General features: G+C 48.1%; 16 protein-coding genes, 14 tRNA genes, 1 rRNA gene and 1 pseudogene. 6 read left to right on the top strand and 26 right to left on the bottom strand.

The genetic code is table 11. The features are described 5' to 3' along the window. Positions 1 to 62: 62 nt before the first annotated feature. From WA407_RS09485 to WA407_RS09450, 8 genes are all read right to left on the bottom strand, one after another. The gene (locus WA407_RS09485; RefSeq protein ID WP_442952029.1) at positions 63 to 1,172 is read right to left on the bottom strand and encodes a M24 family metallopeptidase; all 1,110 of its coding nucleotides are present in this window, start codon (positions 1,170 to 1,172) and stop codon (positions 63 to 65) included. A 167-nt stretch (positions 1,173 to 1,339) separates the two neighbouring features. Next, positions 1,340 to 2,266, bottom strand: coding sequence for a carbohydrate ABC transporter permease (locus WA407_RS09480; RefSeq protein WP_336077232.1), 927 nt, complete (start codon positions 2,264 to 2,266; stop codon positions 1,340 to 1,342). Beyond that, entirely contained in the window at positions 2,263 to 3,168 is a 906-nt protein-coding gene (locus WA407_RS09475) for a carbohydrate ABC transporter permease (RefSeq protein WP_235307454.1), read from the bottom strand. The genes WA407_RS09480 and WA407_RS09475 overlap by 4 nt, the downstream gene beginning before the upstream one ends. Before the next feature lie 33 nt (positions 3,169 to 3,201). Next, positions 3,202 to 4,557 (bottom strand): ABC transporter substrate-binding protein, encoded by a 1,356-nt coding sequence (locus tag WA407_RS09470; RefSeq protein WP_336077231.1) that lies wholly within the window; start codon positions 4,555 to 4,557, stop codon positions 3,202 to 3,204. 123 nt (positions 4,558 to 4,680) lie between these two features. After that, positions 4,681 to 6,273 carry a response regulator gene (locus WA407_RS09465; protein WP_336077230.1) on the bottom strand — a complete coding sequence of 531 codons (1,593 nt, stop codon included), beginning with the start codon at positions 6,271 to 6,273 and terminating at the stop codon, positions 4,681 to 4,683. 15 nt (positions 6,274 to 6,288) lie between these two features. Next, on the bottom strand, positions 6,289 to 8,115 hold the full coding sequence (locus tag WA407_RS09460; protein ID WP_336077229.1) for a cache domain-containing sensor histidine kinase: 1,827 nt from the start codon (positions 8,113 to 8,115) through the stop codon (positions 6,289 to 6,291). Positions 8,116 to 8,128: 13 nt separating this feature from the next. After that, positions 8,129 to 9,427: an alpha-glucosidase/alpha-galactosidase gene (locus tag WA407_RS09455; protein WP_336077228.1), complete on the bottom strand. Its 1,299-nt coding sequence runs from the start codon at positions 9,425 to 9,427 to the stop codon at positions 8,129 to 8,131. Between the two features lie 135 nt (positions 9,428 to 9,562). Beyond that, a complete protein-coding gene (locus tag WA407_RS09450) occupies positions 9,563 to 13,591 on the bottom strand; it encodes a DUF5695 domain-containing protein (RefSeq protein ID WP_336077227.1) in 4,029 nt (1,342 codons plus the stop codon). Between the two features lie 720 nt (positions 13,592 to 14,311). Here WA407_RS09450 and WA407_RS09445 point away from each other — a divergent pair. Then, positions 14,312 to 15,163, top strand: a complete 852-nt coding sequence (locus WA407_RS09445; protein WP_336077226.1) for an aldo/keto reductase — start codon at positions 14,312 to 14,314, stop codon at positions 15,161 to 15,163. 144 nt (positions 15,164 to 15,307) lie between these two features. On the opposite strand, the gene WA407_RS09440 is transcribed toward WA407_RS09445, so the two are convergent. After that, the gene (locus WA407_RS09440; RefSeq protein WP_061832052.1) at positions 15,308 to 15,964 is read right to left on the bottom strand and encodes a TetR/AcrR family transcriptional regulator; all 657 of its coding nucleotides are present in this window, start codon (positions 15,962 to 15,964) and stop codon (positions 15,308 to 15,310) included. A gap of 134 nt (positions 15,965 to 16,098) precedes the next feature. Here WA407_RS09440 and WA407_RS09435 point away from each other — a divergent pair, with 134 nt between their 5' ends. Further along, complete coding sequence (locus WA407_RS09435) at positions 16,099 to 16,884, top strand: SDR family oxidoreductase (protein ID WP_336077225.1); 786 nt, start codon at positions 16,099 to 16,101, stop codon at positions 16,882 to 16,884. A gap of 46 nt (positions 16,885 to 16,930) precedes the next feature. Continuing rightward, on the top strand, positions 16,931 to 17,761 hold the full coding sequence (locus WA407_RS09430) for an SDR family oxidoreductase (RefSeq protein WP_336077224.1): 831 nt from the start codon (positions 16,931 to 16,933) through the stop codon (positions 17,759 to 17,761). 455 nt (positions 17,762 to 18,216) lie between these two features. On the opposite strand, the gene WA407_RS09425 is transcribed toward WA407_RS09430, so the two are convergent. Next, a complete protein-coding gene (locus tag WA407_RS09425; protein ID WP_061832045.1) occupies positions 18,217 to 18,681 on the bottom strand; it encodes a hypothetical protein in 465 nt (154 codons plus the stop codon). A 433-nt stretch (positions 18,682 to 19,114) separates the two neighbouring features. On the opposite strand from WA407_RS09425, the gene WA407_RS09420 reads away from it, so the two are divergent. From WA407_RS09420 to WA407_RS09410, 3 genes and pseudogenes are all read left to right on the top strand, one after another. Continuing rightward, positions 19,115 to 19,573 carry a hypothetical protein gene (locus WA407_RS09420; protein ID WP_336077223.1) on the top strand — a complete coding sequence of 153 codons (459 nt, stop codon included), beginning with the start codon at positions 19,115 to 19,117 and terminating at the stop codon, positions 19,571 to 19,573. Positions 19,574 to 19,611: 38 nt separating this feature from the next. Further along, positions 19,612 to 19,843 (top strand): annotated as a pseudogene (locus WA407_RS09415) (IS110 family transposase); the annotation flags it as partial. Between the two features lie 290 nt (positions 19,844 to 20,133). Further along, positions 20,134 to 20,310: a hypothetical protein gene (locus WA407_RS09410; protein ID WP_196765492.1), complete on the top strand. Its 177-nt coding sequence runs from the start codon at positions 20,134 to 20,136 to the stop codon at positions 20,308 to 20,310. 252 nt (positions 20,311 to 20,562) lie between these two features. On the opposite strand, the gene WA407_RS09405 is transcribed toward WA407_RS09410, so the two are convergent. The 16 genes from WA407_RS09405 to rrf all read right to left on the bottom strand — a co-directional run bounded on the left by WA407_RS09405 (position 20,563) and on the right by rrf (position 22,961). After that, positions 20,563 to 20,769 carry a hypothetical protein gene (locus tag WA407_RS09405; protein ID WP_336077222.1) on the bottom strand — a complete coding sequence of 69 codons (207 nt, stop codon included), beginning with the start codon at positions 20,767 to 20,769 and terminating at the stop codon, positions 20,563 to 20,565. A 757-nt stretch (positions 20,770 to 21,526) separates the two neighbouring features. Further along, a tRNA-Leu gene (locus WA407_RS09400) sits at positions 21,527 to 21,606 on the bottom strand. A 12-nt stretch (positions 21,607 to 21,618) separates the two neighbouring features. After that, positions 21,619 to 21,695, bottom strand: a tRNA-Arg gene (locus WA407_RS09395). 7 nt (positions 21,696 to 21,702) lie between these two features. Next, positions 21,703 to 21,777, bottom strand: a tRNA-Gly gene (locus tag WA407_RS09390). A gap of 11 nt (positions 21,778 to 21,788) precedes the next feature. Beyond that, positions 21,789 to 21,869: transfer RNA gene (locus tag WA407_RS09385), tRNA-Leu, on the bottom strand. Between the two features lie 11 nt (positions 21,870 to 21,880). After that, positions 21,881 to 21,956: transfer RNA gene (locus tag WA407_RS09380), tRNA-Lys, on the bottom strand. Positions 21,957 to 21,963: 7 nt separating this feature from the next. Then, positions 21,964 to 22,049, bottom strand: a tRNA-Tyr gene (locus tag WA407_RS09375). Positions 22,050 to 22,053: 4 nt separating this feature from the next. Then, positions 22,054 to 22,129 (bottom strand) — tRNA-Thr (locus tag WA407_RS09370). 13 nt (positions 22,130 to 22,142) lie between these two features. Then, positions 22,143 to 22,219 (bottom strand) — tRNA-Asp (locus WA407_RS09365). 27 nt (positions 22,220 to 22,246) lie between these two features. Beyond that, a tRNA-Met gene (locus WA407_RS09360) sits at positions 22,247 to 22,320 on the bottom strand. 26 nt (positions 22,321 to 22,346) lie between these two features. Beyond that, positions 22,347 to 22,422 (bottom strand) — tRNA-Val (locus WA407_RS09355). Positions 22,423 to 22,431: 9 nt separating this feature from the next. After that, positions 22,432 to 22,503: transfer RNA gene (locus WA407_RS09350), tRNA-Glu, on the bottom strand. A 20-nt stretch (positions 22,504 to 22,523) separates the two neighbouring features. Further along, positions 22,524 to 22,615, bottom strand: a tRNA-Ser gene (locus tag WA407_RS09345). A 3-nt stretch (positions 22,616 to 22,618) separates the two neighbouring features. Beyond that, a tRNA-Asn gene (locus WA407_RS09340) sits at positions 22,619 to 22,694 on the bottom strand. A 4-nt stretch (positions 22,695 to 22,698) separates the two neighbouring features. After that, a tRNA-Ala gene (locus WA407_RS09335) sits at positions 22,699 to 22,774 on the bottom strand. Between the two features lie 70 nt (positions 22,775 to 22,844). Next, positions 22,845 to 22,961: ribosomal RNA gene (rrf, locus tag WA407_RS09330) — 5S ribosomal RNA — on the bottom strand. Between the last annotated feature and the right edge of the window lie 10 nt (positions 22,962 to 22,971).

Genomic DNA, 22,971 nt, shown 5'->3' with positions numbered 1-22,971 from the left:
CCTCCATCTCGTTTTTGGATGACTTACAAACTATGGATAGTTACCTATAGCGCCACTGCGTTTTATAACAAAAGCAGCTCCTTGGGTGAGGAGGTCAGAACCTTGACACCGTCATCTGTGATCAGCACATCGTCCTCAATCCGAACCCCGCCGAAGCCTGGAATATAAATGCCCGGTTCCACAGTAAGGACATGACCTGGTACGAGCACCGACTTACTTTCGCGGGACAGACGTACCTGCTCGTGAATTTCCAGACCAAAGCCGTGGCCCAGACCGTGACCAAACTGCTCCCCATAGCCGTAAGAGGCAATCACATCCCGCCCCAGACTGTCTCCCTCCCGACCGCTTAAGCCGGGACGAAGCCCTGCAATCGTCTTCATATTTGCCTCCAGCACAATGGAATACAATTTCTCATGTTGTTCCGAGGGCTGGCCTACGAATACGGTACGCGTGATATCGGATAGATAACCACGCACATTTGCGCCAAAATCCATTGTGACGAACTCGTTCTGACCAATTTCCTTGTCACTGGCCAGTCCGTGCGGCAGCGCCGAACGCTCGCCTGAAGCGACAATGAACGCAAAACCGCCTGATTCCGCGCCTGCGAGCCGAAGCTGATATTCCAGTTCCGCCGCAATCCGTCGCTCTGTAACCCCAGGCTGAATATAATTCAGCACTTCCGTGAAGGCAGCATCGGTAATACGCGCAGCTTCGCTAATGGTGCGAATCTCTTCTTCGTCCTTCACATCGCGCAGCCGTTCAATGACATCCTCCGTTTGCACGTACTCCAACGAGCCCAGCGCGGCTTGAAGCTGTCCCGACTGTTGAAGTGAGACATGTCGGCTCTCCAAACCCAGTCTGTGGACACCCAATTTACTTGTGAGATCAGCCACGGGTTGGAAGATTTGCGCCTCATGCCGAATCACTGAATATTCCACTGCCTGATCTGTTGCCTGCATCATATAGCGGAAATCCGTCACTAAAAAAGCCTCTTCCTGCGTAACAAGCGCAATTCCAGCGGAGCCTGTAAACCCGGTCATATATCTTCGATTAGGCCCATGTGTAATAAGCAGTGCATCTATCCCTAGAGCCGGGAATTCCGAGCGTAACCGGGCCAGTCTGCCAGGAACACCCTGTAACGGTTTTGTCTTTTGACTCTCTTCCTCTTTCACTCGTACGCCTCCTTATTCCACATCTCTTTTCAGGGCATATACCTTAGAACACACTCTCCACTTGCTTTTGAACACAATTTATGCTCTTCTCGCTGCCGCTTTCCCGTAAGTCCTGCGCCCACTCCTTCGTCTCTTTTTCCAGCACACCAGCGCGTCTGAGCTTCCTTTTAGCCTTTAATCCCTGTCAATGTGATGCCTTCGATAAAATAGCGTTGTCCGATAAAAAATATCAGGACGATGGGAGCCAAAATCGTGCTGGAAGCCGCCATCAGGTAAGGCCAGTTGGTATTGTTCAATCCCCGAAAAGTCGCTAGCCCCAGCGCTAGCGTAAAATGCTTTTCGTCACTTAAGTAAATAATCGGGCCCAAAAAATCATTCCACACATCAATAAATGTAAATATTCCGATCACGATCAATGCAGGCGAAGATAAAGGAATAATGACGCGCCATAGAACAGTCAGAGGCGTACCTCCGTCCATATAAGCCGCTTCGTCCAAATCGCGTGGAATCGTCAGCATGAATTGTCGCATCAAGAAGATGTTAAACGCCCCTCCACCAAACCATGCAGGAACAATCAGCGGCAGAAATGTATTCAGCCCGCCCAACTCACGCCACATCACGAAAGTGGGAATCAGTGTCACCGCGTAAGGCAGCATCATCGACCCGATCAGCAGGGAAAAAATCAGATTGCGTCCAGGCCAGCGCAGACGGGCAAAGGTAAATGCCGATACAATTGAGGTCAACATCACTCCTGCCAGCACACATACCTCAATCATGAACGTATTCATAAAATACCTGCCGAACGGTACCGAAGTCAGCGCTTCCGGGTAATTGCTCCATTGAAAAGGAGAGGGTATCCACTCTGGCGGGAACACGAAAATTTGGGATGTCCCCATCAGGGAGCTGCGAATGAGCCATACGAATGGCAACAGCATTAAAACACTACCTATAATTAAAACGACATACAGTACAACACGGCTGATTGGGAATGGTTTGGAACGGGTGGCGGTAGCAGGACTTCGGGAGCGTTCAGGCTGTGGCAACGGATGTTGTGGTGTTTCTGAAGGATTGACAGAAGAAGTGACCTGATTCATGAACGTTCCCCTCCTTCATAGTGAACCCACTTTTTGGATGTGGAGAAAATCAGAACCGTTAGCACCATGATGACGAAAAATAAGATCCAGGCCAGCGCTGAGGCGTAGCCGATTTTAGTCTCCGTAAAGGCTGTACGCCACAAGTAGAACACATAGAACAGGGTTGAATTGTTAGGTCCCCCGTTGGTCATAACATACGCCTGATTGAAGGCCTGAAAGGTGCTGATTAAAGACATGACCAGATTGAAAAAGATGGTTGGTGTCATCGAAGGAATGGTAATGTGAAAAAATTTATGCCACCTATTGCCGCCGTCTACCTCAGCTGCTTCATACAGATGGGTGGGAACCGACTGAAGTCCCGCCAAAAAGATAATGACCGTGTTCCCGATCCCCCAGGTGCTCATCATAATCAGCGAGGGTATTGCAGTGCTCTCGTCATAAATCCATTTGCTCCCTGGCAGTCCAACGCCCTCCAGCAGCGAATTTAACAGACCAAAATCCGGGTTGAACATCCATAGCCACAGCATCGTGTTGGCAATACTCGGCACAATGGTAGGTAAATAATAAATCGTACGGAACACCGACAAACCCTTCACCTTTTGATTTAATAACAGCGCAATGATAAAAGCTGCCGCCAAGCCTAGAGGTACGCTGCCCAGTGCATAATACGTAGTCACGAACATGGATTGGGAAAAGGTAGCATCCTCGGTCAAAATGGTTCGATAATTGTCCAATCCGATAAAGGTCATCTGTCCACCAATCGTCCAATCGGTTAAGCTGAATACGAACGAGGCTGCGATCGGTCCAATTGTAAATATCATTAATCCGAGAATGGCAGGAAGCGCGAATAGCAGACCCCAGTTTCGCTCCATGCGCATCATTCCTGATTTTGGTCGCTTCATGGGCTGTTCTCCTTTCGCAGCTGTCCCGCCGCATTATTCATCCGGGTATACCCCTTGAAGCAATGGCTGAATGATAGGCTCCAGTTCATCCAGCGCCTGCTGCGGAGTCTTCTTGTTCGTCCAGATCAGATCCAGCCCTGGGGTCAGCTTGGAACCAATATCAGGCCAGTTGCGAAGAGTCGAAGTGGACGGCTTGATCGCATAATCTCTGGCATACTCAATGCCAGCCTTTTGAAATTCCGGTGGATGTGCGGCATTATTGGTCCATGACTGGATGGCCTGCTCATCGGTATAATATTTTTCCTCGATAGGCATCCACAGACCGGACTTGAACAGATCCACCTTTTCGGGATTGTTATGGTACAAGTAAAATTCGAGCGCTTCCTTCGGGTGCTTGGTGCTCTGGAAAATGACCGTGGCTCCCGCAACGATCATCGTTTTGGGCTCTTTTAGCTTCGGCAGAACGCCGATACTCCATTGCAGTTGCTTGTTGTTCGAAAAATCGAGCAGGGACCATGTCCCGTCCACCACCATGGCGACCTTTCTTGTCTGAAGCCGAATCGTATTGGACGGCATGTCCTGCTGCTGGATCAAATCAGGAGAAACATACTCCTTGAAAACCAGATCCTGCAGCTTCTGAAAAACCTCCACCGACTCAGGACTGTTCAGGGTGTACTTCTTGCCTGTTTTGTCAGTCAAACCTCCACCGTTGCTCGCTAAAAGCGGCCCCCAGGAGCTGCGGTCATTGCCGAAGGCAAAGCCGTATTGCACAATATTTTTCGGATCAAATCCACTGTCTCCCGGATGCTTGCCGTTCTGATCCTTGGTCAGCTTTTTGGCAATTTCCAGAAATTCATCCCATGCCCACGCTTTTTGAGGATCAGCCGGAGGGACGGGTACCCCTGCTTCTGTAAACAACTCCTTGTTGTAAAATAACTGCATCACTTCCAATGCGGTGTAATTTCCGATAGACTTGCCGGGTTCGCTGTAGAGATAGGAGGATTTGAGCTTGTTTTTTAATTCGGGATATTCGTCATAATAAGAGGATAAATCCAGGAGTCTGCCTTCACTTGCCCATTTCATCGTGAGGGAATCGCCCAGGTAGGCGATATCAGGAAGCTGATTGGCAGCCATTAACGTGTTAATTTTCGTCGTGTAGTCACCAGGGACATGCTCGCCCTTCACCCGGATGTTCGGATGCGATGCATTAAAGCTTTGAATCATTTTTTCCACCGCCTGCTTCTCGTCATTGCTTCCCCAGTACATGAACTTGAGTTCAACCGCATTGGGATTAGCCGGTTCACCAGCGTTACCACCGCAAGCCGTCAGCCCTGTCAACATCGCCGTCATCACGAGAGCCATCCATGTCCGTAACCTTCGTTTCAGCAAATCAACCGGCCCCTTCCTGAACTGGTTTCTCCTTACAAGCCTATTATGCGCCGAGAGCCCAGAGCCGACCACCCAACGACTCCAGACTCTCTTTGTTTTGGTATGATTTTTTTAACAGCGCGTTTACAAAAATGTTTTACGAAACTCCGTCGGGGTCAGTCCGGTATACTTTTTAAAGGCAATACTAAAATAGTTCGTATCTGTGAATCCCACTACCTCCGCTACCTCCGCCACCTTGCGATTCGGGTCCAGCAGCAGTTCTCGGGCTCGCTCAAAGCGAACACGCGTCTGGTAGTCTGCGAAGCTTTCACCTGTAACCTGCTTGAAACGGGCACTCAAATACTTGGGGCTCATATTCATGTACTCTGCCAGACGGTTCAGCCCGCCATCCTCCTGAAGATGCTCCCGAATCCATTCCTTGGCCCGTTGGAATTTGCGTGGAATGACCTTCTCGCGTGATTCTCGGACATGGCGGCCCACTCGGACAAAATAGCGCGATACATAATCAATCATCTCGGGCCCATGCCGCAATCGGGACAGCTCCAACAACGGGTCCTGTTCCTGCATGGACGTTTGTCCTACAGATGCATCACTCTGGACGATGCGCATGACGAACAAAACGAGCTGAGTGACAATCATTTTCACCTGCTTGACAGGCAAGCCCGCCAATTGTCCTGACCATTCCTGTAAAATCGCATGTACGGCAGCATCATTGCCCGCTCGAATTTCCGTAATCATCAGCAGTTCCTTCTCCAGTAATTGATTGCTGTTCAGCTCGGCCGCCTGAATGCTCTCATAGGGAATGATCTGGCTATAGCCCACCCACCCCCGATGCTCCGCCGCTTGCACAGCTTCCTCATACGCTTCGGGAAGTTGCTCCATCCGTTGTACGGGACGGCTAATCCCGATGGACAGGCCCTGGCTCAATCGTTCCTGCACGGCCTGACGAATCTGCTGTGCCATCCGCTCCGCCGCCCTGCAAGATGCCGTCGCCAGCAGCACAACACGCCGATCGCGGGAAACCGCCGCACTATGCGCCTTCGCCCCGGCTGCTGCCGCAGCCTCCCCCGCCAGTCCGGCGAATACATGGCTGCTTTTATGCATGGAACCGTGTGGCTTGCTAGTGACGGTTGCCTCCTGCTGCGACGACTCCTCCAGCTCGCAGCACAGTACGGTATAAGGCGGTCCACTCGTCTCGCCGAAAAATCCCAGCCCGTCCATCTCTCGAATGACCTCGGCTGCAGGACGCCGCTGCTGGAGCAAATCCAGCAGTAGATGCTCCCTGTACAATGGCTCCAATGAACGATGGCGGTGAATGGCTTCCTCCTCGCTTCTTCGCCATTGCGCAATGCGATCCTCAGCCCGGCTCAAAGCCGCTTCGAAATCCCCGCTGGTCACCGGCTTGAGCAAATAATCGACCGCTTGAAGCGAAACTGCCTGACGAATATATGTCATAGATTCATACCCTGTCAGGAATAATAACGGGGTCTGCTGATCCTTTTCCCGAATGGTTTTTGCTACGTCCAGTCCACTCATATCCGGTAAATTAATATCCAGTAAAATCATGTCCGGTCGCTGCTCCGTATACAAACGTAATGCCGTTGCTCCGTCCTCCGCCACATCACTGACTTCCACTGACAGGCCACTTTCCGCCACCATCAGCTTCAGTCCTTCCCGAATATGATATTCGTCGTCCACAATCAGCAGCCGGTACATGCCATCCTCCCTTTCTTATTCGGTTCGAATGGGTGCCAGTAAAGTAACCGAGGTATACTGACCCGGTTCGCTTGTCACGGACAGTCCATATTGCGGACCATAATGCCGAAGACGTTCATGCACATTGCGCAACCCAAAGCCAATAGCATTCCCCCGTTCCGCATCCAGCGACTTCCGGATATCGTTCAGACGCTCGGCTCCAATACCGCCCCCATCATCACTGACCGTCAAACGCAACATGTCCCCTTCCCTTGTACCGGATAACATGATATAGCCACGGTCGGTGCGCCCTTTTAAGCCGTGGTAAATAGCATTTTCGACGAGTGGCTGGAGGATCAGTTTGGGTACATAAAATCCGCAAATATCCTCCTCGACCTCGCAAATCCACTCGAACGAATTCCTAAACCTGAACTGCTGCACCTTCACATAGGCGCTTACATGCTCGACTTCCTGTCCCAAACTGATTTGCTCTCGGCCATAACTTAGCGAAATGCGAAAACATTTACCAAAGGCCCCGATCACCTCTGCCATATCCCGTTGCCCATTCGCCAATGCCATTCCCTTCAGTGATTCTAGCGTGTTGTACAAAAAATGCGGATTAATCTGCGCCTGAAGCGCGCGAAACTCAGCCTGCTTACGCGACAGCAATGCTTCGTAGACCTGACCGTACAGTTCATGATTTTTTTGCATCATATGAAGAAAACGCTCCCCGATCTGCCCTACCTCATCCTTAGGATTAAAAACAACGGAAGTAGGAGCTTCGAAAGCTTGGGCTGAGCCTGTAGCGCTCACACTCCCATCGACCGCCATCAATCGGCTCAATTGAAGCAGGGGGCGACGAATCGTGTCACTTAGCCGATAAGACAGCATCCAGCCCAGCATCAATGCAATCAAAAAAATCCAGATGGTCCAGGCGCCGATTTTCCGCGCATCCTCGAACAGCACGGACTGATCGACTTTTTGCAGCAGCGTCCATTGTCCTTCATTTAACGGGCCATAAGAGATCATCGTCTGGCGGCCGTTCCATGTTCTCCAGTCCTTCGTAAGCACAGGCCTATCCACAGCCGATTTGGCAATCTGCCGCAATAGCGCTTGGTCCGCAACACCCTGCTCCGGCAATCGGTATACAGACTCGCCCTCCTGATCCAGCACCCACATCTGGGTATTGCCGTCTGTTTCATGAAAAGCAAGCCCCCGAAACAGACTGGCCTTGTCGATTTCCAGCAGCAAAAATCCGAGGGGCGCATAATCTCCAGTCGTTTTTCGAAGCAGCTTCCCCACATAGATGCGATCCTCCGCCATCCCGCGTCCGGATTCAAACGGCGAATGAGCCATCCACATCATGGGCCGCTCGGCGAGTAGGCGGCGATAGTACACACGTGCTTCCTCTAATGTAGGAAGGCCGCCAAAACGGACCGAAACATTCCCTTGATAGAGAGAATGCTTGAGCCCGCCATTGGCGGCATATATGAGTGAGGACGTGATATACGGCTTGGTCTGGGTTTGCGTACGGACCACCATACTGAGTGTTTCATCGTTCCGTAAATATTCATAATCATCTTTCGGCTTGGTCTCCAGCGTAGACTGCACATCAGGATTGCTGAGAATGGAATTGGTCAGATCATTCAAATCGGAGAGCGTCGCATTGACGTAATTTTCACTCATTTGCCGGGACTGCATAGCCAGTGCCTCCGACTTCTCACCAAGGGAATGGGCCGCGATCTGGTAAAAGGTAAAGGTCAGTACCACCATCGGAATGACGGTGAGTACCAGCGTCAGTACAATAAATTTCCCACGGATTGTAGGAATCCCGGCGAACTTTTGACGACCCCGGCCTCCCATTCATCTGCCTCTCTTAGACATAGGCTGGGAGCCATGTCCCGTGGGCTGCAATCAGGTCATCACACAGAGAAACAATATCATCCATGGACAGCTCTGCGGACGTGTGCGGGTCCAGCATCGCGGCGTGATAAATGTGCTCCTTTTTCCTGGTGATTGCAGCTTCAATTGTTAACAGATGGGTATTAATATTCGTCCGGTTCAGCGCAGCGCATTGGGGTGGCAAATCCCCGACAAAGGTTGGCGTAACCCCGTTACGATTCACCAGACAAGGTACCTCCACACAGGCTTCCTTCGGCAGATTGGTAATTAAGCCTGTGTTCATCACATTGCCGCCAATGGCAAAAGGTTGATTCGTTTCAATCGCCTCAAATATATAAGAGGCATACTCGTTTGACCGTTCATGCCGCAGATCCTGATTGCTCAAAAGCTCCTCACGCATCGTTTCCCATCGTGCAATCTGGCTCACACAGCGGCGCGGGTATTCATCCAAAGGAATATTGAAGCGCTCGATCAGCTCAGGGTATGCCCGTTTGATAAAATACGGATGATACTCCGCATTATGCTCGGACGATTCCGTAATGTAATAGCCGAATTTTAGCATCATTTCAAAGCGCACCATATCCTGATGCTTTTCCTGCTGCTTAGCGGCGGCTCGTTTTTTAATCTCAGGATATAAATCCACACCATCCTTGCTCACTTCGAGCAACCACGCCATATGATTGATGCCTGCAATTTTTGCCTTTACACCTTCCTGCTCCAGCCCGAGACTTTTAAACAGCTCCGGTATACACGCCTGCACACTATGACACAGCCCTACCGTACGGACACCTCCATGAACATTCATCACATTCGTCAGCACGGCCATCGGATTCGTGTAGTTAAGAAACCATGCATTCGGGCATACCTCGCGCACATCTGCCGCAAAATCGAGCATCACCGGAATTGTACGTAAATTGCGGAAAATACCGCCAATGCCGACCGTATCGGCAATCGTTTGGCGCAGGCCGTATTTTTTGGGAATTTCAAAATCCGTAATTGTACACGGATCATAGCCGCCTACCTGGATGGCGTTTACCACATAGTTCGCCCCACGCAGTGCTTCCTTGCGGTCAGTGTAGGAGCGAATCACACAGGTGCTCCCTGTTGTTTTTTTCAAATTGGATAAAATATTTTCCGAATCTTTCAGCCTTATGGGATCAATATCAAACAACGCCAGTTCAAAGCCCTGCAATGCAGGCGTCAACATACAATCGCCAAGCACATTTTTAGCAAATACCGTACTACCTGCACCCAGAAATGTAATCTTGCTCATACTTTTTCCCCCATTCACATTTTTGTTCGCAGCTTTGCACTCCAAATGCAAGGATACCCACCGCCACTCTCCCCTTTACAGGAGGAAAGTGACGATGGGAAAGGTTACTCATAACTATGCGTTGTTGCCTCCCATTCAGGATCCCCCCGCTGATTTAGCGGAGCTGATAGGCCGAGGCGGTAAGGCAGATGTTACCGAGGGTGTCGTAATTGGCGGGGTTACTAAAGTCTCCGGGCTAACCGGTGTTACCGATGGAGCCGCAGCTCCTCCTGCCTCAATCACGGTTACCTTCGCAATTGCCTTTAACTCTGTCCCTTCTACTTTGCCCTTCAACTCAAACGAACCTGGAGCACCATATTGTACAGGGGCTATATCCTCCCATTCCACAGCCACCCATTTAGTGGAGCCTTCTCCATACGTAGCTTCCACTACGCTTGGCAGTTCCGGTTTTTCACCGACATGTGTCGTTACATTTACTTCTTTTAACGCGGTAATTTTCTCAGTTACCGCCAGATTCTGTGCTGTACCGGAGGCCAGACCTGCCACCTCGGTTGCATTCAAAGCACGGCTGTAGATACGGAATTCATCCACCAGACCATTGAAATACGGATCAGGGTACTGAGATTTGCCGATAAAATTATTTTTGGTCTGACCCAGACTGATAGGATTTAAGGTCAAGTTGGTATTGCGTCCCACTTCTTTTCCATCCACGTACAAAATACCTGTGGAACCCGAAAGCGTGACTGCAACATGCTTCCATACGCCCGTCGGCAGTACAGGGCCTTCAATCGTCTGCTCCTGTCCCTGCCCGTTGCCTTGGTTGGTAATGGCAAACAGCATGGTATTTCCTGCTTTAGGCGTCAGGAACATATATTCATTCGTCCCGGAGCCAAAGTCAAAAATCCGCACATAATCGCTCAGGGTGTTCGCTTTAACCCAGCCGGATACGGTCAATTGCTGTGCCCGACTGACAATACCTGCCGGAAGCTGCACATAGCTGTCCTTGCCGTTCAGACTGACAGCATTGCCTGTTTTACCCGCAGCCCATGCAGCCGTCCCCTTCACGGCAGCATCATTGCCGCTGTCTGATGAATCCGCAACTACAGAACCGCTTGTTTCATCAAACTTGTAAACTACAAGCTGTTCAAGTAACGGAGCCGCCGGTTCAGCTACCACCGTTACTTTAGCCTCCGCTGACAACTGAGAATCGCTGGCTGTCAGCTTGAACACATACGTTCCCGGCTCGGAAACGTCCACCTTCGTGCGCAGCGATGTTTTGTTACTGAATGTGACCTTCGCGTCCTGTGGTCCTTCAACCAGACTCCACTCGTTTGTCACCTTTCCTTGCGGAAGCCCATCATCCGTATCCGTGCCTTTCAGAATGATCTGATCCGGCAGCTTTACCTTCGAATCTTTGCCGGCATCCACGACAGGTGCTTTGTTCGGATCAGGTGTGGTCGATGTCAGCTCTACCGTGTAAGAGGATGCTGTACCAATCTCCAATTTAAGCTTGTTGGAAGGCGCATACGCATTAAACTTCCCTTGTGATTGACCGCCTACTTTAACCATATACGTTCCTTTTTTCAAACCGTCAAATGTAACGTACGTGGAATGGGCTTGACCCGGTGTTTGATTTTTCAGTTGGAGCCATACGTAATCCTTGGATGTTGCCAGCTTGGCTTCTGTATATTGGTCCTTTTCCAGCTCGATATACAGCTTTTCCGTGATCAGATTGATGCGCTTGAACAGGCCGTCCAGCGGCTTGATCGTATACATGTTGCCGTTTTTGCTCACCTCTGCACCGTAGCCCGTCAATCCGAAAATAGGATCAATCGCGATATCAGCACTTAACGTTTTGAGCGCACCGAACAATCCGAGATCAGCCTCACCGCTCATGCCGCGCCAGCCGTTAAAGAGCGGAACATTTTTACCGCCGCCAGTGCCGTTCGTGCCGTTATTGCCTTTTTCCGCTTGATACGTCCATGCGACCGCCCCGATGTTCTCAGGGTCCGAGCTGATTTGCCCGGAGTTAATCGCTCCCACATTGGCAATTTTAGCTGCATAGGACAACCGTTGTTGTTCCTCACGGTGATTGTCCTCGTGGTGGCGAATCCAGTCATCCATCGCATATCCAGCAAGCGAAGTCGTGTACTGGAAGTTAAACCAGTTCTCACCGGTAATCGTCACCGGATCGGTGTAGTAGTACCATACGGGCATATGACCGCGTGCCGCACGGGTTTTGGCATTAATTTTACTCATCATTTCCAGGGCTTTAGTTTGCTCGCCCTCTGTATCTATATTCTGCTTGGCTAATGTATATACAGCCTCTTCCCCTGTATTGTCGTAGCTATATTCAGAACCGTAAGGATACTTTGTATTTTTAAAATTGTTATATTTACGATCCATTTTTTCCTTGAGATCATTCGCTTCATCATCATAGCCTTCATCATGAAGTGCCTGAATAATATCCGGTGTGGTCAGTTCGCCCATCAAACCTGTTTCCCAGTTGTACGCGACTGGCCCTTCATACAATGCTTTGAAAATGTTATACGCCCGCAGCAAATAGGTTTCCTTTGGATGCTTGTAAGTGACAAGATCCGGGTATTCCTTGGCAATCTTGTACATGCTGAAATACGTGTTGTATACGTGCGGATAAGCATACCCTCGATAGGTTGGTGTATCGTTCGGTTCCGGCATCAAGAAATCATGAATTAAATAATCCTCATGATGTCCGTTCATCAGATTCGTCCAGATCGCCGTCTCCAAATAATCGTCTACTGCCCGCACCTCTTTGGCGACTGGAGACAGTGTGTTTTTCTCAGCCAGGAACTGTCCGTGGGTCAGACCCCAATCATCCCCCCAGCCCCAGTAGCCGTTGAAAATGTTGCGTTTGGATTTGGTATGCATCATCCAATCGTCAAATACCTTGTCGCGCAGATCACCCGGTACATTCCATTGGGTTTTGTCGACCATAAATGTAGCATGCCGTTGCAGCGCTTGATCAATCGGCTCGATGGCATAGAATTGTAACACCGTTTTATTACCGTTGCCGTATTCTACCGTTATGAAGTTTGGACCCAGCTTAGTAAATTTCAGTTCATAAATGTGATGTCCTCCGGGCTTGCTATCCGTCTGCGGAATAACGGTTCCGTCTGGATAGGTTACTTTGCTGATCGCCTGCTTGGAGCGCAGGTCCACCTTCGCCTTTTGATTCGTAGGCACGATCATACCCGGTACGACTGTTGTATCCACCAAGTTTTCTTGGTACAACGTATCTTTTACATCATGCTCGTCCTTCACCGCCAGAAACTTGAAACCATAGTTTTTGCTTTGACCGGGATTCAGGATTAGGCTTGTATTGGGCAAATACCCCCGGTTGGTGGACTTGATGACATTGGAATGAATATAAAATACATTGAGTCCTTCCAGCCATTTGCCTTCGTTAGCCGGGTTCCACGCCCATTTACTGCCCGGATGCTCCTCATCCCGCCAGTGATCCTGATACTCAAAGCCCGCACCCGTTGTGGAATCAGGAATCAGCAGCAGGGAAGAACTAATGCCGCTGGGACGCCCAGCTGTGATGTAGGAGCTGTTATTGCCGACAAAGGAATGCGTCACCACTCTAGTTTCGTAGATCGCATCACCGTTGGTCCACTGCTCATTGAAAGGCAGAGGCAAACCAAAATCACCAATCTCCAATTTTTTCCCACTTGTATTCTGCACCTGTATATTCCACAACACCGAACCATTCGACTCTGCCGAATACGTTTCGATGACTTTAAAATTGCGTATCCCTTCTGCATGAGTAGAATTCTCGTACGTGACAGTGACACGGTTACCACTGGTCGTGATCTTACGTGCGTCTGCCGACTTGTTCGTCCATGCCTTCGTCCAGCTGCCTCCATCCAATCGGTATGTGAACATCAGCTCCCCTAGCCACTGATGATCTGCGGTGTTCTGTTCAGGTGTTACCGTTGCGTTCATGACATACTCTGTCGGGAAAGCATCTCCCTTGATACGTATGGATGAAATTTCGCCATGCTCGCCTGTCTGAATCGTCAGCTTGTCATTGGATAGTTCATGGGCCTCTGCCGTATGCGTCCCAAACAACACAGACGCTGTGGTTAAAAACAAAAATGCCGCCAATATTCCCTTAAATTTCATCAACACGGCCTCCTTTTGGATCTCGGGGTCCTGATTTGTTTGCCAATCAGCTGAATTCTCTTCATTTCGCCGCAACCTCCTTGGAAATGTAAGCGCTACAACTCTATTGTACAAATCCTTGTCCATTGGTAAAATCAACATTTTCAACCGATTTATATAGGATTTCAACCTAATAGAGGGATACTGTTAGATCGGCAATCGACCAAGCTACGACAGATTTATCTGAATTAAGATTACAGAGGATGGAGAGAAAGAAATTTAGATAGGGAGCAAGGAGGCATTTTTAGATATATCGGGGTGTGATCAGATTATACAAACGGACACTTAAAATCGAGAATTTATTTTGAGTTGCTGTAGTGGGGAATCGTTACGTTGGGTTTTCCAGATGCGAAGGTATTTATTTAATAGATTCGCTCCTAAGGTAGAATTTGGAGTCTGCGTATGTAAAGAATTTCTGGGATAGGGTATGGGGTATTTGCTGCTTAGTGATTATTTCAGACATTTGATCCTCCCCGTGCCGTCATTCTTTAAAGTTCGATTATAGTCCATATTTATCTGTTAAATAGGTGGTAGTGAGAGGATTAGGCAAACATTTGGCACGAACGGGATAACGATCGCTTTGTCATCTGGTGCATAATAAAGATGTGAAGTGGGTGTCTGTTATGAATATGAATTGTAGTTGAATTACACATAATAATTAAAAATACTGGAGGATTTTATATGCAAAAAGTAACTTTGAACAATGGGGTTGAGATGCCTATACTCGGTTTTGGTGTTTATCAGATCCAAGATGCAAATGAATGTGAACAAAGCGTTTATGACGCTATTATGGCAGGCTATCGGCTGATAGATACCGCTGCCTCTTATTTAAATGAAGAAGCAGTTGGCAGAGCGATCAAACGTAGTGGCGTGACAAGAGAGGAGTTATTTATCACTACGAAACTTTGGGTTCAGGATACGGGTTATGAGCGTACAAAAAAGGCATTTGTAAAATCACTGGATAGATTGCAATTGGATTATTTGGATTTGTATTTAATTCACCAGCCATATGGAGATGTGTTTGGTTCTTGGCGCGCTATGGAGGAATTGTACCGTGAAGGAAAGGTCCGTGCAATCGGCGTTAGTAACTTCCATGAGGATCGCCTGATCGATTTGATTATTCATAATGAAGTAGTTCCTGCCGTGAATCAGGTTGAAACGCACCCATTCAACCAGCAAATCGAAAATGCAAAATTCATGAAAGAAAATAATGTTCAGATCGAATCCTGGGCGCCTTTTGCTGAAGGGAAAAATAACTTGTTCCAGAATGAAATATTGATATCCATAGCTGAAAAGTATAATAAATCCGTTGCTCAGGTGGTTTTACGCTGGTTAACACAAAGAGAAGTTGTTGTGATTCCAAAGTCTGTTCGTAAAGAAAGAATTACCCAAAACTTCAATATCTTTGACTTTGAGTTAAGCCAAGAGGATATGGGGTCGATTACTACGTTAGATACGAAACAGAGCCTGTTCTTTTCACATCGCGATCCTGACATGGTGAAATGGATCGCTACCCGTAAACTCGATATCTAACCATCTTTTAAAAGATCGCCCGTAGGTTTTGATTACGCCAAAAGAACCAACAATTAAAAGTATAGAGTAGATGCCCTAAGGATATCTACTCCTCTTTTTCGTTTGCGGCATCAATGGATTATTCTTTTGGTAAGCGCCTGGTCATCATCGGTCCATGATATTTGGAGCTGTTCGAGGGTTTTTGAGTGCAGGCAGTAGAATACCATCGATTAGCGCTGTAAAGAAAGGCTTGTCGAACGGTTTGCGCTGGATGAGTCCGCGAAAAGAAGCCATTGAAGTAATGACCTGGCAAGCCATCTCAATGTCCGCGTGAGCAGGAATTTCACCGCGGACGACGGCTCGGTTCATAAGCTCGCGGTTTACAACAACCCATGGCTCGAAAATCCCGGCTGTTCCTGCTTCGGCAAATTCCGGATGCTGCAAAAAGGAGCCTAGGCCCGCTAGGACTCGAAATTTGCGTTCTTCTTCCGCGATCGATTGCGGCTTCAAAAGCACGAGGAGATCTTCGCGCAAGGTTCCTGTATCAGGCAAGCTTTCGAGCTCAAGATGATTTCGATTCATCCATGCCAAGGCGTCTCGGACTAACTCCGCCTTGGAAGACCAGCGGCGGTAAACCGTCGCCTTCCCAGCCTTTGCTCGAGCCGCGACCATGTCCATTGTCATACCATCGAAACTCGTATCGGCGAGGATGGCGATTGCCGCCTCAAGGATTTTATCATCCCGCGTGTGATCTCTCTTACGTCCCAATATTTTCGCAGGCTTTTCTGCCACGACCTCAGTTAATTCGCCCCTCTCAGACATTTCCTTTTTTATTTTACTCATAAACTTAGCTCCTTTTAAAATATATATTCAGAAACTCATCAGTTCCGGAACTTTACAGTTTCGTTTTTGTGTGATTTAATATCATTATCCCACATCCAACGGGAAATATATAGATGGTGCCCCATACCAAAAAGGAGATTACGATCATGCAAGACAAACCCGTAGCCTTGATCACCGGTGCCAATAAAGGAATAGGTTTACAGATTGCGAAGGACCTAGCGGAACAGGGCTTCACCGTGCTCGTTGGATCACGCAGCCTCGAGAATGGAGAAACTGCCTCCAAAAGCATCGGTTCGGATGCGCACGCTCTCCAGCTCGACGTTACCGATCAGGACTCCATTGTTGCTGCAACAGAGCGTATTCGGAACGAATTTGGTCGTCTCGATGTACTTGTGAACAATGCGGGCATATCACACGCAGGTAAACCGGACGATCCGTTTCCGAGCAGTGGAGCGACGAGCGGTCTTTTGACCGTTGCTTCGCTCGAAGACATTCGTTCGGTTTATGAAACTAATGTTTTTGGTGTCATTGCAGTCACTCAGGCCATGTTGTCACTTTTACGTGAGGCTCCGGCAGCACGCATCGTCAACATGGGCAGCACCGGCGGCTCCCTTAGCTGGAATTCCATTCCGGAAAACTCACATCGTGCGATGTTTGGGGCCTATTCGGCATCAAAATCGGCTGTTCATGCGGTGACACTTGCCTTTGCTTTTGCGCTTGAATCGACAAACATCAAGGTCAATGCGGCCTGTCCAGGTTTTACATCGACTGCGCTCAATAATTTTGCTGGCACTCGTAGTGTTGAACAAGGGGCGCGTGAAGCAGTCCGGCTTGCGATGATTGGTGCGGACGGTCCAACAGGAACGTTCTCAGATGAGGATGGACCCATCGCGTGGTAATTATAATTTATACAATAATGGTTAGTAGCTTAAGGGGGATTTCATGATGCGTGTTTTCGTAACAGGAGCAACAGGTTACATCGGTTCCGCTGTCGTCCGTGAACTCATTGATGCGGGTCATCAGGTCGTCGGTCTTGTGCGCTCAGACAATAGCGCTGCGAAACTAAAAGAGGCTGGAGCCGAAGTGCACCGCGGTGACATCGACGATCTCGACAGCCTTCGTAGTGGTGCGGCTGCTGCGGATGGTATTATTCATCTGGCATTCAATCACGACTTCTCGAACTTCGCCAGGGCACTCACAGCAGATCTGCACGCCGTCGAAGCGATGGGGGCGGCGCTGGAAGGGTCCGGGAAGCCGTTCGTGGTCACCACGCACGCCAATGGAGTGGCAGCAGAAAACGTAATGTTATTGCTGGCTGAGCGCGGAGTGCGGACATCGATCGTAGAGCTTTGCCCTTCGGTACACGGTGAGGGTGACACAGGATTTGTGCCGAGACTGATCAACATTGCCAAAACGAAGGGCTTCTCAGCCTATGTGGAAGAGGGGAGTAACCGCTGGCCGGCTGTGCACCGCCTTGACGCCGCACATCTATACCGCCTTGCATTAGAAAAGGCACCCGCTGGTTCACGACTAAATGGGGTCGCAGATGAAGGCGTGCCATTTCGCGACATCGCAAGTGTTATCGGTAAACACCTGAACGTGCCTGTAGTCAGCATTTCACGTGAAGAAGCAGACACCCACTTCGGCTTCCTCAGCACACTTGCAGCGCTCGATATCCCGAGATCAAGCGTTGCAACTCAGGAACTTCTGGGATGGCGGCCTGTGCAACCTGCACTGATCCACGACCTCGAACAGTCTCACTACTTCAACAACTGATTGGAGGCGAGACCGAGAATCGATCATGGGCCGCTTAATAAAGCACTTGAGAAAAGCGAAGCAAGACATGGACTAACAACAACATGTATGAAATAAAAGTTTGGATATTAAAACGAGATCAACACGAGTGCATACCACACTAAATGTTGTTATCTTCATTCGCAGCAAACTATTCTGGCTAATCGTATTGTTAGCTCACTTCCCACAAGGAAATTTTTCATCTTCACTTATGGTATGGTTCACCGCGTTGGCTGAAGGGGCAAGTTTTCAAAAAAATAGTCTCCTTATCAGAGACTACCCACCATCTTCCTGTTTGTAATCATACGATAAGCGGTAGCTTTTCATCATTCTTTCAAAAAGGGCCATCCTTTTGCGGGATAGCCCTTGCTTTAATTTCACATTTTTTTGCAAAGAGAATAAGGGGCTGGATTCCTCCATTTGCGCTTTTGCTTACTTTAATATTGTCCTTTAATTACAAAAAACGAACCCCGAATTGTTCCAGCTAGTTTAGACTTCTGCCTAGCAAACTTAAACTTCCCTTCTAGCTCCTTTGGTACCTCCATCCCCTCAGAAAGCTTAAAACCAACGGCCCGCTTCTTAGGGTCATCCACCGTATACATGACATTGATTGCAAGACCATCCTCATAAAAAACGTAGGTAAATTGGATATTTTCCACTTGAAAACGCGACGTTTCTAAAGGTTTAGCCGCAAACGCAATATCACGTTCTTCTCTCAAAATTCGGTTCACATAATCAAGGCTCTCCTGGCTTTCGCTAGCTGGTACAACCGTAAACTCATGCTTGTATTTGTTCATAAAATAACGGGCTTCATTGGCACGTAAACCAGCAAGCGCTTCTGCTACAGGTGAAGACTCTAAACCAACCGTAGATACATCTTTAAAATCAACGAGATACGACATTTCCATTCCTCCTCTTCTCTCTTTACGCCCTAACAGCTTCCGCATTTCACCAAAATCGATTTTATTTTTCAAGTTGTTGTAGAAACACACTTATAGCCAGACTTCAAAATAATTCTCAATTCTCTTATCTACCACATAGTATACCAAAATTGGTTCAAGAGAAGATTTTCAATGGCGAATTTGTTAGTTTGTTAAATAGTGTTCACATAGACTGGTATTCACAAACACCGCTTTAAATATTCGACCAGCGAGATAATACGATGCTGCCTATAGTTCCTCTAGGTCGGGAAATTAAGGACTCAGAGTATGTCCTAACAAAAAACTCTCGGCCTGTGCCCTCTACTCCATTAAGGAGGTTCAGATTCACAAGCCAAGACATTTTCATTCATGATGGTGGCCGTTAGGCCATGTTTGTTTGGGAAAGACCCTCTGCATGGAAGGGGGCGTACCCGCATATGTAAACCAAATAAGTACGATACCTATCTATCATGAAAATATAGAGGCACGGTTCAAGAATTATATCGTGCCTGTAATTGCGCTAAACTTTGTAACGGTTATACACGAGCGTCAAATGAAAAAAAACGCCGGCGACGACAAGTTGTTGCGGCAGATGATCGCGGCTATGGACGAAGGCTTTCGCGTGTTAGAGGCCTTAGGGTATCCACTAACGCCGGCCGCGCAAGCTTCACTAATCCGCAAACGACCGGCGTTGATGCGCCTTTTTATAAAAATTTATCATAGGATGCCGATCCGCCGGCTGGTTGACGGATTCGTAGGGGAAATCGTAGCTTTGAGCCGCGTGTTTCACCTTTGGAAGGAACGGTCCCGGGTCCCTACACCCAACTGGGACGTGTTGGAAAAGCGTTTTGAAGCCAAGGTCAACCGTTCATAACTTTTACCCGAGGAGTAATCAACCGAAGATGATTCTATTTCTACAAAGAAGACTTTGATCATTATAAAACAAGGGGCGTTCAGTTGCTTGAATCTCCGAAACTTAACGCGACAGCATGACGCGTTTACCGGTCTATATATTCAAATTAAGCTGCAGTCCAAACCGCATTGGATCAGATGTCTCCTGAATACAAGGGTGTTTATCGGGGATCTTCATTCTGCGGTGTCGTTGAAAACCTTATTGGAGTTCCCCACCTCTGATGCCGTTCTGAAAGCCGGTGTCTGATAAAAATATAGTATTAGACTGAATTGAATATAGTAATAGCGGCAGCCTTGGACTAAAAAAGGAGAAAGTCCTAGACTACCGCTGTTCTTTATTTAACTAACGTTCCTCGTTAGTTGAATAAGCACGCTTTCTTTTATTACACAATATCTTCGTACTGTTCAGTATTTCTATCATTCATCTTTTACTTTTATAATGAGAAGTGTTAGACTAATATAGGTTTTATATACTTATTACCGATTACTAAGATGTGTAATCAATGAAAGGATTTGATGAATGTGGAATCGACTAATTTCAAAGTTATACCTGAAAAACTTAAAGGTAGGACGATTGAAGATGTCGCCATCACTACTAATGCTGTGGTTATTAAATTTACTGATGGTACTTATTTAGATATCTATCTCGATGAGGCTGCACAAACATTAAAGACATCAACAAACAAGCTGGATAGTTAACTCAACACTTTACACTTAGCTATCATTTTCCCAGCTTCCTCCTTCACAGTTTGCGTCAAATGCGACATAAAACCTCCACTTATCTTGTTCAACTAAACTGCCCGTTAGCTCAATGAAAAAAAGCAGCCCCTCATGAACTGCCCTACTGCTACTCACTTCAACAATAGGATGAGTTCATTCAAAGGCTACCTCATTTACCAAGTAATCCAACCACTCGTTCGTTTGTAACTGTGTAGGAGCTCGTATTCTTCACTACGCATCAGTCGTTTCATTTTTGTTCTTATACAGACGATAATCATCTTTTCTTGCTATTTTACATTCTTTGTTGTAATGAACACTCTTGATTCCTTTACGGAAATCCTTAAGCTTCTCTTTTCTTGGATCTTTGGGCTTATTATTGATCTCCAGACTTTGCTGTTTCTCATCTTCCCAGAATTGAATCTCTTCCCGTGTAAACATCTTCATCCCCGTTGTGCCGGGTTAGATTTTGGCATTTGAAGCCATGACCTTAGACACAACTAATAGAAGAAGATCTTCGGATTGAACATTAGCTCACCTCTGATTTTATTCTCCCTTATTTTAACATATTTATAACTATCCTGGCCGTTAGTTTAATAAAAAGAGCAGACTTGAAGCGCCTGCTCAACATTGTGTGTTATTTAACTATCGTTCCTCGTTAGTTTTACGCCCTATCCATAGAAAGCCTCGTGTGTACCTGTCATATCTGGCATCGTGATATCCATGGTCACCAGGTCCAGTTGCTTCTCAGACAAAGATGACTCCGGTCAGTGCTTCGCTCAAAGCCCATTAACCGATAGTTAAGCAGATTGAAACTCTGGATCTGGAGCGGTTGCTTCTCTCGCCGATACCAGAGTTAGGTTGCGGGGCAATTTCTGATGAGATTTTCTGTCTGCATGCTGATATTGCCTTCAAGAACTGAACTACGAGCTGAAACTTAAGTATATGAAGAAGATCAGAAAATAAAAATTCTGGAAGTTGCCTGTGTATGTTAATAACGCAAAGGAACGGAGGAGATTGCCTTGAGGTTTCTACTGATTGTCATGTCGATAGGAATTGTTTAAAAGTAAAAAAGGAGAGATGGCATAAAAATAAGCCATCTCTCCTTTTTCATTTATATAAAGCGGGTAATGGGAATCGGACCCACGCTACCAGCTTGGAAGGCTGAGTTTTACCATTGAGCTACATCCGAAATAGATGCCGGTGAGAGGACTCGAACCTCCACGGTTTCCCTCACGATTTTGAGTCGCGCGCGTCTGCCAATTCCGCCACACCGGCTTATGAAGTTAATGGCGTCCCCTGAGAGATTCGAACTCCCGACCTTTTGATTCGTAGTCAAACGCTCTATCCAGCTGAGCTAAGGGGACTAATAAATGGAGCGGACGACGGGAATCGAACCCGCGACCCTCGCCTTGGCAAGGCGATGCTCTACCGCTGAGCCACGTCCGCAAAAAACAAGATGCGCGTGGAGGGACTTGAACCCCCACGTCAAAGACGCTAGATCCTAAGTCTAGTGCGTCTGCCAATTCCGCCACACGCGCATGTAATACAATGGTGAGCCATGAAGGACTCGAACCTTCGACACCCTGATTAAAAGTCAGGTGCTCTACCAACTGAGCTAATGGCTCGTAAAACTGGTGGAGGATGATGGATTCGAACCACCGAACCCGTAAGGGAGCAGATTTACAGTCTGATGCGTTTGGCCACTTCGCTAATCCTCCAAAATGGTGCCGGCGAGAGGACTTGAACCCCCAACCTACTGATTACAAGTCAGTTGCTCTACCAGTTGAGCTACACCGGCATATTAAGTTAAATGGCGGAACCGACGGGATTCGAACCCGCGATCTCCTGCGTGACAGGCAGGCATGTTGGGCCTCTACACCACGGTTCCAGAGACAACTCTCTTAGTTGAAAGTAATTGCGGAGGCAGGATTTGAACCTGCGACCTTCGGGTTATGAGCCCGACGAGCTACCGAACTGCTCCACCCCGCGACAGTAATAAATGTTTATTTTTCAAGTGGTGGAGGCTGAGGGGCTCGAACCCCCGACCCTCTGCTTGTAAGGCAGATGCTCTCCCAGCTGAGCTAAGCCTCCGAATTACTATGACCCGTAGGGGATTCGAACCCCTGTTACCTCCGTGAAAGGGAGGTGTCTTAACCCCTTGACCAACGGGCCATATATCTATTATTAAGAGCTGGCGGAGAGAGAGGGATTCGAACCCTCGAGACGCTTTTGGCGCCTACACGATTTCCAATCGTGCTCCTTCGGCCAACTCGGACACCTCTCCACATGGCTCCCCGAACAGGACTCGAACCTGTGACAACTCGATTAACAGTCGAGTGCTCTACCAACTGAGCTATCAGGGAATATTGGTGGAGCCAAGGGGGATCGAACCCCTGACCTCCTGCGTGCAAGGCAGGCGCTCTCCCAGCTGAGCTATAGCCCCATCTAAAAAATCAATTTTGTATGTATAATCAATAGCATGATAGGCGAAAAAAAATCCCCATTATGGGGTTGCTTGGCGACGTCCTACTCTCCCAGGACCCTGCGGTCCAAGTACCATCGGCGCTGGAGGGCTTAACGGTCGTGTTCGGGATGGGTACGTGTGGAACCCCTCCGCTATCGCCACCAAACATGAATTTG

Source organism: Paenibacillus sp. 203 (assembly GCF_037027525.1).
GTDB classification, from domain to species: domain Bacteria; phylum Bacillota; class Bacilli; order Paenibacillales; family Paenibacillaceae; genus Paenibacillus; species Paenibacillus polymyxa_B.
The sequence above is the reverse complement of the archived record's forward strand: the minus strand, read 5'-3'. Positions and strand labels throughout refer to the sequence as shown.

Excerpts from the sequence above, each read along its gene's own strand:
- WA407_RS09430 (WP_336077224.1), top strand. The coding sequence starts at position 16,931 with ATGCGTGTTTTCGTAACAGGAGCAACAGGTTACATCGGTTCCGCTGTC.
- WA407_RS09440 (WP_061832052.1), bottom strand. The coding sequence starts at position 15,964 with ATGTCTGAGAGGGGCGAATTAACTGAGGTCGTGGCAGAAAAGCCTGCG.
- WA407_RS09460 (WP_336077229.1), bottom strand. The coding sequence starts at position 8,115 with ATGGGAGGCCGGGGTCGTCAAAAGTTCGCCGGGATTCCTACAATCCGT.
- WA407_RS09425 (WP_061832045.1), bottom strand. The coding sequence starts at position 18,681 with ATGTCGTATCTCGTTGATTTTAAAGATGTATCTACGGTTGGTTTAGAG.
- WA407_RS09450 (WP_336077227.1), bottom strand. The coding sequence starts at position 13,591 with ATGAAATTTAAGGGAATATTGGCGGCATTTTTGTTTTTAACCACAGCG.
- WA407_RS09475 (WP_235307454.1), bottom strand. The coding sequence starts at position 3,168 with ATGAAGCGACCAAAATCAGGAATGATGCGCATGGAGCGAAACTGGGGT.
- WA407_RS09435 (WP_336077225.1), top strand. The coding sequence starts at position 16,099 with ATGGTGCCCCATACCAAAAAGGAGATTACGATCATGCAAGACAAACCC.
- WA407_RS09455 (WP_336077228.1), bottom strand. The coding sequence starts at position 9,427 with ATGAGCAAGATTACATTTCTGGGTGCAGGTAGTACGGTATTTGCTAAA.
- WA407_RS09480 (WP_336077232.1), bottom strand. The coding sequence starts at position 2,266 with ATGAATCAGGTCACTTCTTCTGTCAATCCTTCAGAAACACCACAACAT.
- WA407_RS09445 (WP_336077226.1), top strand. The coding sequence starts at position 14,312 with ATGCAAAAAGTAACTTTGAACAATGGGGTTGAGATGCCTATACTCGGT.
- WA407_RS09405 (WP_336077222.1), bottom strand. The coding sequence starts at position 20,769 with ATGTTTACACGGGAAGAGATTCAATTCTGGGAAGATGAGAAACAGCAA.
- WA407_RS09465 (WP_336077230.1), bottom strand. The coding sequence starts at position 6,273 with ATGTACCGGCTGCTGATTGTGGACGACGAATATCATATTCGGGAAGGA.
- WA407_RS09420 (WP_336077223.1), top strand. The coding sequence starts at position 19,115 with ATGGAAGGGGGCGTACCCGCATATGTAAACCAAATAAGTACGATACCT.